Source organism: Synechococcus sp. C9, from assembly GCF_022984075.1.
Classification (GTDB): Bacteria; Cyanobacteriota; Cyanobacteriia; order Gloeomargaritales; family Gloeomargaritaceae; genus Gloeomargarita.
In genome coordinates, this window is record NZ_JALAAD010000001.1 from 600,410 (window position 1) to 613,864 (window position 13,455).

Below are 13,455 nucleotides of genomic sequence, written 5' to 3' on the forward strand. Positions count from 1 at the left end.
TCTAAACCGGCAGGGGTTCCCGTTGCGGCAAATAGCTGTAGAGGGGGAATGCCCCACACAACTGCGCCACCCGTTCCCGCCCCGACACATCCTCCGGGTGATACAGCCGGTCGGCAATAATTTCTGCCACTTCCGCAAATTCCGCCTCCCGGAACCCCCGGGTGGTCATCGCCGGTGTCCCCAGGCGAATCCCACTGGTCACAAACGGGGATTGGGGGTCAAAGGGAATCGTATTTTTGTTCACCGTGACATTGATTTCCCCCAACAGGGCATCCGCCGCCTTCCCCGTCAACCCCGCCGGACGCACATCCACCAACACCAAATGGTTGTCCGTGCCCCCGCTGATGAGGTTGAATCCCCGTGCCTGCAACCCCTCCGCCAACGCCTGGGCATTGCGTACCACCTGCTGAATATAGGTGCGAAAATCCGGGCGCAACGCCTCCCCAAATGCCACCGCCTTAGCGGCAATCACGTGTTCCAAAGGTCCCCCCTGCACCCCCGGAAACACCGCCTTATCTAACTTCTTGCCCAACTCCGGGTCATTGGTCAAAATCAACCCGCCCCGGGGACCCCGCAACGTTTTATGGGTCGTGGTCGTCACCACATGGCAATGGGGCAACGGACTGGGATGGGCACCCGCACACACCAACCCAGCAATATGCGCCATATCCGCCAGCAGATACGCCCCCACCTCCTCCGCAATCGCCCGGAAGCGGGCAAAATCAATCTGCCGGGGGTACGCCGAATAGCCACAGATGATCAACTTGGGGCGATGTTGCAACGCCAACTCCCGAATCTGGTCGTAATCCAACCGATGGGTCTCCGGATGCACCCCGTAATGCACCGCCCGGAACCACATCCCCGACAGATTCACCGGCGACCCGTGCGTCAGATGCCCCCCGTGACTCAAATCCATGCTCAGAATCGTATCCCCAGGCTGGAGCAACGCCAGGAACACCGCCTGATTCGCCTGCGCCCCGGAGTGAGGTTGCACATTGGCGTGTTGCGCTTGAAACAACTCTTTTGCCCGGTCAATCGCCAACTGCTCCAGGGCATCAATCACCCCACAGCCCCCGTAGTAGCGTTTCCCCGGCAGACCCTCAGCATATTTATTGGTCAACACCGAACCCTGAGCCGCCATCACCGCCGGTGACGCAAAATTCTCACTAGCAATCAACTCCAAATGCTCCCGTTGCCGTTGCAACTCCTGGGCAATCAAATCCGCCACCACCCCATCCGTTGTTGCCAACTGCGCCATTGCCAACTGCTCAGTCACCTTGCCCCCCAACCGGAAGTTTCACGTTACACTGGGAACTGGGTACAGGCACCGGCTCCCTGTCCCATGATAACCTGATTCCTTGGTAGGTTTGCGGAGAACATCATGGTCGAAACCCTAGCCCTGACGACTGACAATGTAGAGAAAGTCCTGGATGAAATGCGCCCCTACCTGATGGCGGACGGGGGTAATGTGGAATTGGTGGAAATTGACGGTCCCGTGGTGCGTCTGCGGTTACAAGGGGCTTGTGGTTCCTGCCCCAGTTCCACCATGACCCTGCGGATGGGGATCGAACGGCGACTGCGGGAATTTATCCCTGAAATTGCCGAAGTAGAACAGGTTTTTTAATTCCTCTTGTTCACCTGAAGGGTCACAATTAACTGCTGGGGTGCGTTGGCATCCTTGTTCAAAGTCAATTGTCATCCCAGCGGAACTTTTGGTAGGAAGTGGGGAGTGCTACGCCTATAAATTTGCTGGAACATTTTTACCAAATGGTTGTGCCATGTGAACTATAGCAATCCTAAATGAGAAGAGAGTTTCAAGTAAATAATGATGTCCTATGGTGATCAACCCCCAAAATCCTTTCAGGGAGAGAGGTTTGCTAAGATCAAGTCCCATGCCAGCATTAGTAAAGTGAAACTCTCCACAAAAGTACTGAGCAATGCTATGCTGTTCTTGTATTTTATTCCCATTTTTTGAATAAATAGAGGTGCCCTAGGGTTAGCTGGCGTGCCGTGGGCATACAGAAATTCTCCAGAACCACAGAGGAACCCCTATTCCATTTTCATTGAGGATTGCTATATTCCCTGCTTGATCATTCTTGCGTGGGTTTGGCCTGTCCCAGACGGGGTTCTGTCCCCTGCCACAGCCGTTGGATATTGGTGCGGTGACACCAGATAATGTACAAAGTCGCCAACAACGTATATGCCTGATAGGGTAGAGGAATTCCCAGCCCCACCGCCAGCCCCAGGGCAGTCACGCAGGCTCCCAGAGAACCCACGGACACAATCCGCACCGTTGCCACCAGCAACCCAAATATGACCAAAGCCCCCACCGCCACCGGCCAGCTAAAAAAAGCCAACAATCCCAACCCGGTGGCCACGGATTTGCCTCCCTGCCAGTTGATCCATACGGATTTGCTGTGCCCCACCAGTGCCGTTAGGGCATAGACCAATTCCCACCAAAGCCGCCCCTCCCCAGGGTCAACGCTGGGAAATACCTGCCATAACCAGCGAGCCAGCGCCACCGCCAGCACCCCCTTACCCACATCCAGGAGGAAAACCACCAGGGCTGGACCTTTTCCCAGGGTACGCAGGACATTGGTCGCCCCCGTAGAACCCGACCCCACCTGGCGAATGTCAATCCCTGCCCACCGCCCCGCCACATACCCAGGGGGAATCGAACCGCAGAGGTAAGCCACCAGTATCCACAGGAGATTTACGGTCATGGGCGGGGTTTCTCCAAACGCACGGCATACCACTCGATAAATTCATCTGTGCCCCATTCCCAGCGACAGCCCGTATCCAATAGATACTGTACCCGCTCAGCGATGGTGGGGTAGGCAGACAATTCCGGGCTAATCTCCTCGACCTGCGCCAAAATCTGCCCCAGTTTCTCCCGCAATTCCGCCTCAGTGTAAAACTGCTCTGGTTCTCCTGGCATTAGGACAACGTAATGTTCACTTTGGTACATGAGTGAGTCAGCCATAGGGGGTTGCTCCTTGTCCATGATTGGCGGTTCTTGAGTGTAACCCGACCAGGTGTTTTAGCACTTGGGCGACCCGTAGGAGATTGCCAGTTGCATCTGACAGCAAACTAAAGTTATCTGATAAACCAAATTCCCTGCCTGCTAATTTGAGAAATAAATAATCATAACCGTTGGTGACTAATCCAAAAATTGGGTAGTACGGGGTAGCAGACATATAAGCAATGGCTTGGGGAACCGCCCGAAGCACATTAAAGCCATTCCGTTTTCCTTCAATCACTACGAGCCAAAAATTGTCCTGGATCGTCAGGGCATCAATACGCCCTTCAAGGGTCATTCTGCCAGCTTCCGTATCCATTTGGGTTTGAACTGCTACCCAAGTTTCGCCTCGAATTCGATAGGGTGGGTCGCATAAACCCAAAATATCCAACAACGGTGCAATTAAAATAATATTCAAAGTTCCTTCACTGACTTCACCCTCTTCTAAATAGGTCATATATCGTTGGGATAAATGGTTAATTCCGGTAGTTTCTGTCGGCGTTAATTCCGGCAAAGGCATCTGCCACTCCAGGAAAAAATTGGGGTTTTGGATGCGTCTGCAACCCAATTTATCCTCAAGGTCACGAAAGCTGAGAATGGCTTGAGTAATCGCTGTACTCGCAACCATAGCCACTCCTTTATCCCGCTGGTGCTAGGCGTTTTCGTAGGGCATTGGCACGTTGTTTCGCCGTAGGATTGTCCGGGGCAATTTGCAACGCCTGTTCATACATTTCCAGGGCTGGGGCGGTGAGTTTTTTCTTTTCGTAGGCGTGCCCCAAATTATTCATAGCGGTCACATACTGGGGTTGGCATTTGAGGGCTTCCCGGTACTGGCGAATGGCGAGGTCGTATTGCTCTTGGCTGAAATAGGCATAGCCCAAAGCGTTATAGACTTTAGCTAAGCCCTCCGGGTCATTTTCATCCCAATTTTTGATCGCTTTTTGCAGTTGATTGATGCACTGCACATACAGTTTTTTACGCAGATAAATACTGCCCAATTCGTAGTAGTCCGCCGGGGTAGCCGTTCCCTCGGTGACCGCCCGCTGCAATTGGTTGAGCCGGGTTTCCGTACTGCGGGTGCGCCAGACCTGCCGTGCCACCAGGACAGCGGCCACCACCAACAGGGTCAACAACCCCAACAGATAGGACGACTGCAGGACAAAATCCACCTACTCCCCCCCGGTAGTCATGGTCAACGGCTCGGGCACCGTTAAATCTAAAACATAATCCGGGCTGGTGAAAAAGCCCCGCAGTTGGTTGGCCTGGTCATTGTAAAAAGAATAGGCTTGCAGACCCCAATGCCCGGTAAACCCATTCGGGTCCCCATTCAAACTCCCCGACCCCTCGTCCACCAACAGGGTGACGCAATTATCGCTAAAGGAATTGCTGTCGTTTAACCGCACCCGCACGATGTAGTCCGTGTTGAATACCTGGCTGCCCACGCGGATCAGTGCCATATCGCCTCGTTGAACCCACAATTCCAGGATAAAACACAAAAAAGCCTGGAGTGACCCCAGGCCAGAAACTTCCTTGCCGGTTGCCCCAGGTGATCTGCGGGGACAAACCAGCGTTTTGGGCAGAAATTACATCAGACCCAGTTGGGCCAAAATCCCTTTGCCGGTCAACAGTTCGGTCGCAATCCCGATCACAAAGCCCAACATCGCCAAACGGCCGTTCCAAGTTTCCGCAAAGTTGGTGAAGCCAAACTTGGGGGCAGGAGTTTGTTCTTGCATGACCCAATTCCTCAAACGGGTTTACATTAACAAATGTAACCAACTCTCTGCGAAATGGCAACAAAATTTTACATTCTGCTGGTCTGGGGGACGCACAATGGGAAGAAAAGGGTTGCAGGATGGGTGAAACGGGGATTTATCCGGTGCGGGATTGGGCGGCGCTACGGGGGGCGTGGTGCTATGAGCAGGCACGGGTTTTGGCGACTGGGTCGGTGCGCCAACGGTTAGAGGCCAAGCGGTTGCGGGTGGTGGTCTTGGGGTTGGTGGGGCGGGGTAAATCCAGTTTGTTGAATGCCCTGGTGGGGGAACCAGTGTTTGCCACGGGGGCGGTGCATGGGGTGACCCGGGGGGCGCAGGCGGTGGACTGGCGGGTGGGGGAATACCCTGTGGAATTGGTGGATACGCCGGGGTTGGATGAGGTGGGGGAAACGGCGGCGGTGTGGGAATTGGCGCTGGGGGCGGAGTTGGTCCTGTTGGTGCTGAGTGGCGACCCCAACCGTTTGGAAATCAATATCCTGTCCCGGTTGGTGCGTTCCGGCAAACCGGTGATCGTGGTGATGAACAAGATGGATCAGTATCCCCCGGCGGCGCAGGCCCAACTCCAGGCTCGCTGGCAGGGCGGCAAATTGGCCCGGTGGGTGGCTGGGACGGATGTGGTCTGGGTGTCAGCACAACCCACGGGCTGGCAGAAAACGGCGACGGGCAAGGTGGTACGGCAGTCCCTCCCTCCCCAAGTCGAGGAATTGCGCCAGGTGTTGGTCAACCAGGTGCAGACCCTTGCGCCCGCCCTCTTGGCCCTCAATGCCCTGCACACCACCGCTCAACAGCCCCCCTTGCTGGCTCCTCCTGCCCAAACCGAAGCCCTGATCTGGCGAGCCAGTACAACCAAAGCCCTGGCGGTGGCGGTGAATCCCCTGCTGGGGGTGGATTTGCTGATTGGGGCGGCGGTGGATGGTGCCCTCCTATTGCGGTTGGCACGGCGGGCGGGGGTGACCTTGACCCCGGTGGAAGCCAGCAAGTTGCTGTACCTGATCGCCGGCAGTTTGGGGGGGCTGGGGGTGGGAAGCAGTCTGCTGGCGGGCATTTTGGCGGGGGGCGGGTTGTGGTTGCCCTACTTGGCTCTAGCGACGGGGCGGGGGGCGGTGGCGGGGTTGGCCACCTATCTGGTGGGGCGGCTGGGGTGGCAGTACCTGGTGCAGGGCAAAACCTGGGGCACGGGCAGTCCCCGGGAGCAGATTCATCGGCTGGTGGGCGCCATTGACCAGGGGGCGGTCTTAGCCCGGTTGCGCCAGCATTTGCATTACCCCCCCGGGGATGGGATACAGTAAAGCCAAGATGGGCGAGTAAACGGGGCAAACAACCATGAGCCGGAACAATGCGGGGGCATTTTTGGGGGGCTTGGTGATCGGCGGGGTGGCCGGGTTGGTGACGGGGATGGTCTTAGCACCCCGTTCCGGTCAGGAAACCCGTCGGGTGCTCCGCAAAACGGCGGCGGCCTTACCGGAATTGACCACCGACCTCTCCGACAATCTCCAACTCCAGGCGCAACGCTGGCAAGGCATACTCCAGACCCAATGGCAGGACACCTGGGAACGCCTGCACATGGCGATTAATGCCGGGCTAGAGGCGGGGCGGCAAGAACACCAACGCCAACAGAACCGTGGCTGAAGCAATTTTTATCCTGGGGTTATCGCTCCTACTGGTGGCCGTTTCCCTGACGGCGGTGCTGGTTGCCCTGATCCCAGCGGTGCAAGAGATTGCCCGGGCCGCCCGCAGTATTGATAAATTAGCCGATACCCTCAGCCGGGATTTGCCCCCCACCCTGGATGCGATCCGTTTGACCGGCATGGAAATCAGCGACCTCACGGATGATGTGAGCCAGGGGGTACAGAGTGCCAACCGCATCGTCGAGCAGGTCAACCAAAGCGTCGAAAGCACCAAACAAACCGTCCGCCGTACCCAGGTGTCCACCCGGAGCGTCTGGGTGGGGATGAAAGCCGCCTGGAATACTTGGAAACGGCCCCCCGCCCCCACCTACCGCTTGCCCCCGGAACGCCCGTCCCCGCCAGAACTGCCCCCGGAATCCGGCTAGGGCGAAAACGATATAATAAAAGCTGGCCTTTTGTGTCTCCTCTGCCCATGTCCCTGCCCATTGTCGCCGTGGTTGGCCGACCCAACGTGGGCAAATCCACCCTGGTGAATCGGATTGCCGGGGATCACTCGGCGATTGTCTATGACCAACCAGGCATGACCCGGGATCGCAACTACCGGCCCGCCTTTTGGCAAGACCGGGAATTTTTGATCGTGGATACGGGCGGCTTGGTCTTTGCGGACGACACGGAGTTTCTCCCCCAAATTCGCCAGCAGGCGATGACGGCGATAGCTGAGTCCCAGGCGGTTATTTTTTTGGTGGATGGGCAAACTGGCCCTACCGCTGGGGATGCGGAAATTGCCCAGTGGTTGCGCCAACAGCCCCTGCCCGTATTCCTGGCGGTGAACAAATGCGAATCCGTCACCCAGGGGTTGACCCAGGCCGCCCAATTTTGGGAACTGGGGCTGGGGGAACCCTATCCCATCTCCGCCGGGCATGGCTCCGGGGTGGGGGATTTGTTAGATGCGCTGGTGCCCCATTTACCCCCAGTCGTGGGTGGCTCTGCCCCAGAAGCGATCCATGTGGCGATCATCGGGCGGCCCAATGTGGGCAAATCCAGTTTATTAAACGCCCTGGTGGGGGAAGAACGGGCGATTGTCAGCCCCATTGCCGGTACCACCCGGGACAGCGTGGACACCCTGGTGGAGCGGGACGGGCAAGCCTACTGGTTGATTGACACCGCCGGGATTCGCCGCAAAAAATATGTGGACTACGGCCCAGAATTTTTCAGCATCAACCGGGCCTTTAAGGCCATCCGGCGGGCGGACGTGGTGCTGTTGGTTTTGGATGTCACCGCAGGGGTCACGGATCAGGACTTGAAACTGGCCAACCGGGTGATCCAAGAAGGCCGAGCCTGCGTCATCGTCGCCAATAAATGGGATGCCCTGCCCAAGGACAGCCATACCCTGCCTTTAGTGGAACGGCAACTGCGGAGCCGATTGTATTTCCTGGACTGGGCGGATTGCCTGTTCATCAGTGCCAAAACCGGCCAACGGGTGGAAAAAATTCTCCCCCTCGTGCAGTCCGCCGCTGAATCCCACCGCCGCCGGGTCGCCACCGCCGTCATCAATGAAGTCCTCGCCGAAGCCACCGCCTGGCAATCCCCCCCCGCCAACCGCCAAGGCCGCCAGGGGCGCATCTACTACGGCACCCAAGTCCAAAGCCAGCCCCCCACCATCGCCCTATTTGTCAACGACCCCAAACTGTTCAAGGACAACTACCGCCGCTACCTCAACCACCAATTTCGGGAACATCTGGGCTTCCGGGGCAGTCCGGTTCAGCTGATCTGGCGGGGCAAAACCGCACGCCAAGCCCAACGCCACACCCCCTAATTTGGGGAATCCGTGCCACCATTGAACCCCAATTTTCCCAATTAATCAACTTTTTACCATTTATTAACCCTTTCATAACCGGCAAGGCTATTTTATTTCCAGGCATTGGGAGTAGAATTTGGGATAAATGCAGAAGTCATCAGAACACTCATCACCGGGCGAGGGGCACAGGCATGGACGAGATGATACAGCTGGAGGCGATGGACTATCGGGTGAGCGACCTGCCCTACACCGATTATTGCGTTGACCCCAGCACCCCTGGCAAGGAAGTCTGGCATCGGGTGCAGGAGGACTCGGAACTATGCGGGGTGATTTTGCAACGGGAGGATCAGTTGGTGGGGATGATTTCCCGGCGCCGCTTTTTGGAACGGATGAGCCGCCCTTATAGCCTGGAAATTTATCTAAAACGCCCCATCGAAGCCATTTTGGAACTGGAAAATGTACCCGTTTTAGAGGTGCCTGGGGACGCTCGCATTGATGAAGTTGCCGCCGCCGCCCTGAATCGTCCCATTGAATTGGTTTACGAACCCGTGGTGGTCATTATCCCCGACCAGCCCCCCCGCCTGGTGGATTTGCATGTGTTGCTCTTGGCTCAGTCGCAAATGTTGGCGGCTACCAATGCCATTGTGCAGCAAAAAACCGCTGAGCTTCAAAGCAGTTTAGACCGGTTGACCGAGGAACAAAACAAGGTGCGGGAATATACCCGTCTGTTGGAAATCAAACAGATGGAAAACAAACAGCGCAACGACCTGCTCCAGGCGCAACAGGAAGAACTGAGCCGCAAAACCAAGGAAATCGAAGAACTCAATCAGAAGTTCGTCCGCATTGGGCAAATCCTTTCTTTGGAGGGAAAAAAGGCATTCCAAGCCACGTTTTCCGGGGTCAATAGCATCTGCAATACCACGGATCAAATTATTAGCATTGGGGAAGCCCTGGAAAAGGAATTAGAAGCGGTAGATAGTGCCACCAAAATTATCGAGGATGTGAGTAAACAGGTGCGGCACTTGGCGGTACAGGCGGCGGTGGTTGCCAATCAATCCGGGGGGCAATTGGCTGGGTTCGGTTATATCACCTCGGAAATTGGTAAATTGGTGAGCCAAACCTTTGAAGCCAGTAGTCAGGTGAATCGGATCGCCAGCCGGTTTCGCAGTAAAATTCAAGAGAACGGGGAAGCGGCACGTTCCACGGCGGAAACCGCTCGTTCTCTCATCCAAAAAATTCAACGGGCGGAGGTTGCCCTCACCGAATTGGAGGAAGCGGTGGGCAGTGCTTTAACTCCGGTCAGTTCCCCGGAGGAGGTGCAAGCGGTGATTCGGGACGGAAGTGACTCCAGCACCCGTCTGCAAATTGTGGATGAGCCGACGACCCAGGTGCAGTCAGAAGCGCAATAACGACATCACCCATTCCCGATTCAGCGACGGTAGTCCTGTTACAATTGGCGGTTTAGAGATGCCCGGTTCCCCCAGTATCTTGGTAGCTAACCGCAGAGGATTTGTGGGATGAATCTGGGATAAATAGAATTTTTGAGAACCAGGGCAAAACCCTACCCTTGTGCTTTTTGATTCCTGAAGTTTTTGATTCTTTAGCCATGAAAAGAGTATAAAATTTTACCCACAATAGAACCAAGGACGGGGGCGGTGCCCCGGCGATGAGCAGTGAGAAGTGAGAAGCGAGATTCCCGAGAACCAAGGGCGGGGGTGCCCTCTGGGACTGCTAACTTTGAATTGATAGAGGTGCCCTTAATAGAGAAACACCCGTAGAATTTTATTTTTATCGAATCCTGATAGTGCCAGTAGCGTAAGGATGGGCGTTCAATCTCTCCGACTGCCTTTTCCGAAATGCTCCCTAGGGAAAAATAACCATAAGAAAAAATAATCATATTAAAGCAATAGGGGTGTAATCCCGCAACCAGGAGGTGCTACAATACGCTTGGTTTTTAAGAGCTTTATTCTCTATATTCTGGGAAGTGAGGGGTCATCATGTACCACACTGCACCGTTGTCATTAGTACCACCAATTGGGGAAACCTATTTTTCTGCTCTCATTTTGACACAAACTGGGACGATGGATAGCTGGATTGCTTTGGATTGGGAGCGTTTGGCACCGTTTTTGTTGAATTTGATGGGTGCTTTAGGAATTTTTATTATTGCTTGGATTGTTGCCACCATTTTATCCGGTGTGGGTCAAAACGTTTTGAAACGGACGGGGCTGGACAATCGGCTTTCGGAGTTGGTTTCCGGTACGGCGGAAGCGCCGATGCAAGCAGGTAAGTTGGTCGGGCAAATCATTTTTTGGTTGGTGATTGGGCTGGGGTTGGTGGGTGCCTTCGATGTGCTGAAATTGACCGGCATTTCCCAACCTTTGACCCAGTTGTTAAACGAAGTGTTTGCCTATGCGCCCAAGCTGTTGGGGGGGCTGATTTTGGCGGTGATCGCCTGGGTGTTGGCGACGGTGACGAAGTTGGTGGTGGTGCGGTTGTCGGCTTCCTTGCGGATGAACCAGCCGGTGGCGACGGTACCTCGGGCGGAGGGGGAGCCGGTGCCGGTGACGATGGGCGAGACCCTGGGGACGGTTTTGTATTGGTTTGTACTGCTGTTTTTCCTGCCCTTGATTTTGGATACGTTGCAGTTACAGGGGCCGTTGCAACCGGTGCAAAACCTTTTGAATGAACTGTTGTCGGCGTTGCCCCGGATTTTCAAGGCGGGCTTAATTGGTCTGGTGGGTTGGCTGGTGGCTCGTTTGGTGCGGGGGATTACCACCAATTTGCTGGTCACGGCGGGGGCGGATCGCCTGGGGCAATCCTTGGGCTTACCGGCGGCGGAGGCGGATCAACCCCGTTTATCGGGTATGGCGGGGGCGGTGGTTTATGTATTGATTTTGATTCCCACGGTGGTGGCGGCGTTGGAGGCTTTGGAAATTCGGGCGATTTCCGACCCGGCGGTGTTGATGCTGAATACGATTTTGACGGCTCTGCCCCGGGTGTTTACGGCGGCGGCCATCATGCTGGCGGCCTATGTGGCGGGGCGGTTTGTGGGGGAACTGGTGACCAATCTGCTGACCCAGGTGGGCTTTAATCAGGTCGTGCAGGGGTTGGGAGTGCCTGCCCCGACGGAATCCCAGAAAACTCCCTCCCAGGTGATGGGGTTGGTGGTGGTGGGGGGTGTGCTCCAGTTAGGGGCGATTGCGGCAACGGAAGTGCTGGAAATCCCCACCTTGACGGCGGTGGTCACGGGTCTATTGGTGATTTTTGGGCAGGTCTTGGTGGGCTTGTTGGTGCTGGCGGTGGGGTTGTATTTGGCGAATCAGGTGTTTCGCTTGATTGCCAATGGGGGTACGCCCCAAGCCCGTTTGTTGGCGCATGGCACCCGGATTGCCCTGTTGGCATTTGTGGGGGCGATGGCACTGCGGCAGATGGGAATTGCGGCGGATATTGTCAACCTAGCGTTTGGACTGCTGTTTGGGGCGGTGGCGATTGCCCTGGCGATTGCCTTTGGTCTGGGGGGACGGGAAGTGGTGGCACAACAGTTGCAGGAATGGCGTTCCCAGATCAAGGACTCCCGTTAATCAGGCGGGGAATGGGGGCGGGGTTTTGTATCGTCTTCACAATCCGCTTGAAACATTGCCTCACCCCCTGACCCTTACAGCCTTTTACAGTCATTTCACAAAAAGATGCAACACTTTTTAGCCACTTGTAATTGCTCTATACCCTTCTACGACAGGGTTTTTAACTAAAGGTGAATGTTACAAACTTGTTTGAAATTACTATAATCATTTCCAATCTAAGTTGTTAGTTCAACTCGCCCTCTCTAGACTTTAGGGAGTTTTTAAGCTATAGCTAAGCATACAAAGGTTGACATGATATGGGTCGCTGGGCGTAGCCCCACATTGGTTTCCCATAGCTTGCGTGGCGTAGCCATGAATCTTAAGGCGACAACCTTAACCTACCTAGCTATATTATAGAATTAGCAATGATTGGAGGATGTTATGTTGAAACGATACTTTAGCTTTCTATTGTCCACCCAGATGGTGTTGATGATGTGTTCACCAGCTTTAGCAAGCTTTATTGATCGCGAACTGCTGGAAAAGGCAAAGCCATTTTTGGAAATAACGGACTTGATGGTTACTAATCGTGTGCCAAGGATGGACTGCCGGGTAGACCACCCCGTTCTTGAAAACTTAATTGCAAATAATCAAGAAACGGGATTAATTCTCGCTCAAAGAATGGATGATGATCGTTTCAATCCATCTGCTCACCTCCGGCGTGGTTTTCTTTGGAGCATAGGCGTGGATCCGGACTTTCCTGAGCCAGTTGAAATCTTTTTTTGTAGTGCGTATGAAATGCTTAAACGTTATGTTGATGGTGAAAATGTTCATATTATTAAGCCAACAAAGAACTTCAATTTTGAATGGATAACAGTTAATGGTTATGAAACCTTGATAGACCTCGAAATTGCTCCTTTGAGTGAGCTAGAAGTTGTTTACTATACGGTAGATGGGGAACGGGAGTATTTTTATGATGAGGAAGGCAGAACCGTTTATCCTTATTATTTTGCGTATGATGAACGCCTGATCTGGCCTGCCCATTTAGAGAGATTGCACATAGAAAATCCCGATGTTCAAATCAAATATAAATCCATTACTCTTGCTCAGTTCTTTGAGTTAATGAAAAAGCAGGATGCTCACACATCCCATGAGCTATGGGATCGATGGCAATTACCGAAAGATAATATATTACGACTTCAAAACCAGTTGGATTATAGAACTGCTCCCGAGTACGAAAGACTAAGGAAATTTTGGAGAGATTACAAAGAATTGTGGAAGGAAGTACCTAAACGTTTGAGGGAATTATTTCAAAAATACCCTGAGCAGGAATGAATATACCGCTATTTGGTGCAGGTTTGGGTAGTATAGGACTCAGAGACATCTACCACCGTCACAATTTTCTTCTGCGCTTGAAACTTCAAGAACCGCTTGAACCGATAGTGGGACTAGGTGAGCGTCTCCGAACCGTCTGACTACCGATGTGTCGCTTTGGTAGAAGGAACGCTATAGCTAAGCAGGCAAAGGTTGGCATATAGAGCAGAGGACTGAATCTATAAGATCATAAAGATTTTGGGTCGTAGATGTCATGGTTTTTCTAACTCTTTGCTTGATTCTATGCCATTGATGCTGAATCGGATTTAAATCGGGAGAGTATTTCGGTAGATATAGTACTTTCAAA

Annotated in this window: 15 protein-coding genes; 8 read left to right on the forward strand and 7 right to left on the reverse strand. The window is 54.0% G+C overall.

Going from position 1 to position 13,455, the window contains the following annotated elements:
• Position 1: 1 nt before the first annotated feature.
• Positions 2-1,258, reverse strand: a complete 1,257-nt coding sequence (gene glyA / locus MLD66_RS02945) for a serine hydroxymethyltransferase (RefSeq protein ID WP_247218939.1) — start codon at positions 1,256-1,258, stop codon at positions 2-4.
• A gap of 123 nt (positions 1,259-1,381) precedes the next feature.
• Between glyA and MLD66_RS02950 the strand changes: the two genes are divergently transcribed.
• A complete protein-coding gene (locus tag MLD66_RS02950; protein WP_247215443.1) occupies positions 1,382-1,624 on the forward strand; it encodes a NifU family protein in 243 nt (80 codons plus the stop codon).
• 466 nt (positions 1,625-2,090) lie between these two features.
• On the opposite strand, the gene plsY is transcribed toward MLD66_RS02950, so the two are convergent.
• The 6 genes from plsY to MLD66_RS02980 form a co-directional block, all read right to left on the reverse strand.
• Positions 2,091-2,723 carry a glycerol-3-phosphate 1-O-acyltransferase PlsY gene (gene plsY, locus MLD66_RS02955; RefSeq protein ID WP_247215444.1) on the reverse strand — a complete coding sequence of 211 codons (633 nt, stop codon included), beginning with the start codon at positions 2,721-2,723 and terminating at the stop codon, positions 2,091-2,093.
• Positions 2,720-2,983, reverse strand: a complete 264-nt coding sequence (locus MLD66_RS02960) for a chlororespiratory reduction protein 7 (protein ID WP_247215445.1) — start codon at positions 2,981-2,983, stop codon at positions 2,720-2,722. The genes plsY and MLD66_RS02960 overlap by 4 nt, the downstream gene beginning before the upstream one ends.
• A complete protein-coding gene (locus tag MLD66_RS02965) occupies positions 2,976-3,647 on the reverse strand; it encodes a type I restriction enzyme HsdR N-terminal domain-containing protein (RefSeq protein ID WP_247215446.1) in 672 nt (223 codons plus the stop codon). Before MLD66_RS02965 ends, MLD66_RS02960 begins: the two co-directional genes overlap by 8 nt.
• A 10-nt stretch (positions 3,648-3,657) precedes the next feature.
• The gene (locus tag MLD66_RS02970) at positions 3,658-4,188 is read right to left on the reverse strand and encodes a tetratricopeptide repeat protein (protein ID WP_247215447.1); all 531 of its coding nucleotides are present in this window, start codon (positions 4,186-4,188) and stop codon (positions 3,658-3,660) included.
• The gene (locus tag MLD66_RS02975) at positions 4,189-4,476 is read right to left on the reverse strand and encodes a hypothetical protein (protein ID WP_247215448.1); all 288 of its coding nucleotides are present in this window, start codon (positions 4,474-4,476) and stop codon (positions 4,189-4,191) included.
• A 126-nt stretch (positions 4,477-4,602) separates the two neighbouring features.
• The gene (locus MLD66_RS02980) at positions 4,603-4,752 is read right to left on the reverse strand and encodes a chlorophyll a/b-binding protein (protein WP_247215449.1); all 150 of its coding nucleotides are present in this window, start codon (positions 4,750-4,752) and stop codon (positions 4,603-4,605) included.
• A gap of 119 nt (positions 4,753-4,871) precedes the next feature.
• On the opposite strand from MLD66_RS02980, the gene MLD66_RS02985 reads away from it, so the two are divergent.
• From MLD66_RS02985 to MLD66_RS03015, 7 genes are all read left to right on the forward strand, one after another.
• Positions 4,872-6,080: a DUF697 domain-containing protein gene (locus MLD66_RS02985; RefSeq protein WP_247215450.1), complete on the forward strand. Its 1,209-nt coding sequence runs from the start codon at positions 4,872-4,874 to the stop codon at positions 6,078-6,080.
• Between the two features lie 34 nt (positions 6,081-6,114).
• Entirely contained in the window at positions 6,115-6,420 is a 306-nt protein-coding gene (locus tag MLD66_RS02990; protein ID WP_247215451.1) for a YtxH domain-containing protein, read from the forward strand.
• Complete coding sequence (locus MLD66_RS02995; RefSeq protein WP_247215452.1) at positions 6,413-6,844, forward strand: hypothetical protein; 432 nt, start codon at positions 6,413-6,415, stop codon at positions 6,842-6,844. The genes MLD66_RS02990 and MLD66_RS02995 overlap by 8 nt, the downstream gene beginning before the upstream one ends.
• 47 nt (positions 6,845-6,891) lie before the next feature.
• Positions 6,892-8,235 carry a ribosome biogenesis GTPase Der gene (der, locus tag MLD66_RS03000; RefSeq protein ID WP_247215453.1) on the forward strand — a complete coding sequence of 448 codons (1,344 nt, stop codon included), beginning with the start codon at positions 6,892-6,894 and terminating at the stop codon, positions 8,233-8,235.
• A 173-nt stretch (positions 8,236-8,408) separates the two neighbouring features.
• On the forward strand, positions 8,409-9,626 hold the full coding sequence (locus tag MLD66_RS03005; RefSeq protein WP_247215454.1) for a chemotaxis protein: 1,218 nt from the start codon (positions 8,409-8,411) through the stop codon (positions 9,624-9,626).
• Positions 9,627-10,298: 672 nt separating this feature from the next.
• Positions 10,299-11,798, forward strand: a complete 1,500-nt coding sequence (locus MLD66_RS03010; protein ID WP_247215455.1) for a mechanosensitive ion channel — start codon at positions 10,299-10,301, stop codon at positions 11,796-11,798.
• Positions 11,799-12,257: 459 nt separating this feature from the next.
• Positions 12,258-13,109, forward strand: coding sequence for a hypothetical protein (locus MLD66_RS03015; RefSeq protein WP_247215456.1), 852 nt, complete (start codon positions 12,258-12,260; stop codon positions 13,107-13,109).
• Positions 13,110-13,455 lie beyond the last annotated feature (346 nt).

Excerpts from the sequence above, each read along its gene's own strand:
- glyA (WP_247218939.1), bottom strand. The coding sequence starts at position 1,258 with ATGGCGCAGTTGGCAACAACGGATGGGGTGGTGGCGGATTTGATTGCC.
- MLD66_RS02950 (WP_247215443.1), top strand. The coding sequence starts at position 1,382 with ATGGTCGAAACCCTAGCCCTGACGACTGACAATGTAGAGAAAGTCCTG.
- plsY (WP_247215444.1), bottom strand. The coding sequence starts at position 2,723 with ATGACCGTAAATCTCCTGTGGATACTGGTGGCTTACCTCTGCGGTTCG.
- MLD66_RS02960 (WP_247215445.1), bottom strand. The coding sequence starts at position 2,983 with ATGGCTGACTCACTCATGTACCAAAGTGAACATTACGTTGTCCTAATG.
- MLD66_RS02965 (WP_247215446.1), bottom strand. The coding sequence starts at position 3,647 with ATGGTTGCGAGTACAGCGATTACTCAAGCCATTCTCAGCTTTCGTGAC.
- MLD66_RS02975 (WP_247215448.1), bottom strand. The coding sequence starts at position 4,476 with ATGGCACTGATCCGCGTGGGCAGCCAGGTATTCAACACGGACTACATC.
- MLD66_RS02980 (WP_247215449.1), bottom strand. The coding sequence starts at position 4,752 with ATGCAAGAACAAACTCCTGCCCCCAAGTTTGGCTTCACCAACTTTGCG.
- MLD66_RS02985 (WP_247215450.1), top strand. The coding sequence starts at position 4,872 with ATGGGTGAAACGGGGATTTATCCGGTGCGGGATTGGGCGGCGCTACGG.
- MLD66_RS02990 (WP_247215451.1), top strand. The coding sequence starts at position 6,115 with ATGAGCCGGAACAATGCGGGGGCATTTTTGGGGGGCTTGGTGATCGGC.
- der (WP_247215453.1), top strand. The coding sequence starts at position 6,892 with ATGTCCCTGCCCATTGTCGCCGTGGTTGGCCGACCCAACGTGGGCAAA.
- MLD66_RS03005 (WP_247215454.1), top strand. The coding sequence starts at position 8,409 with ATGGACGAGATGATACAGCTGGAGGCGATGGACTATCGGGTGAGCGAC.
- MLD66_RS03010 (WP_247215455.1), top strand. The coding sequence starts at position 10,299 with ATGGATAGCTGGATTGCTTTGGATTGGGAGCGTTTGGCACCGTTTTTG.
- MLD66_RS03015 (WP_247215456.1), top strand. The coding sequence starts at position 12,258 with ATGGTGTTGATGATGTGTTCACCAGCTTTAGCAAGCTTTATTGATCGC.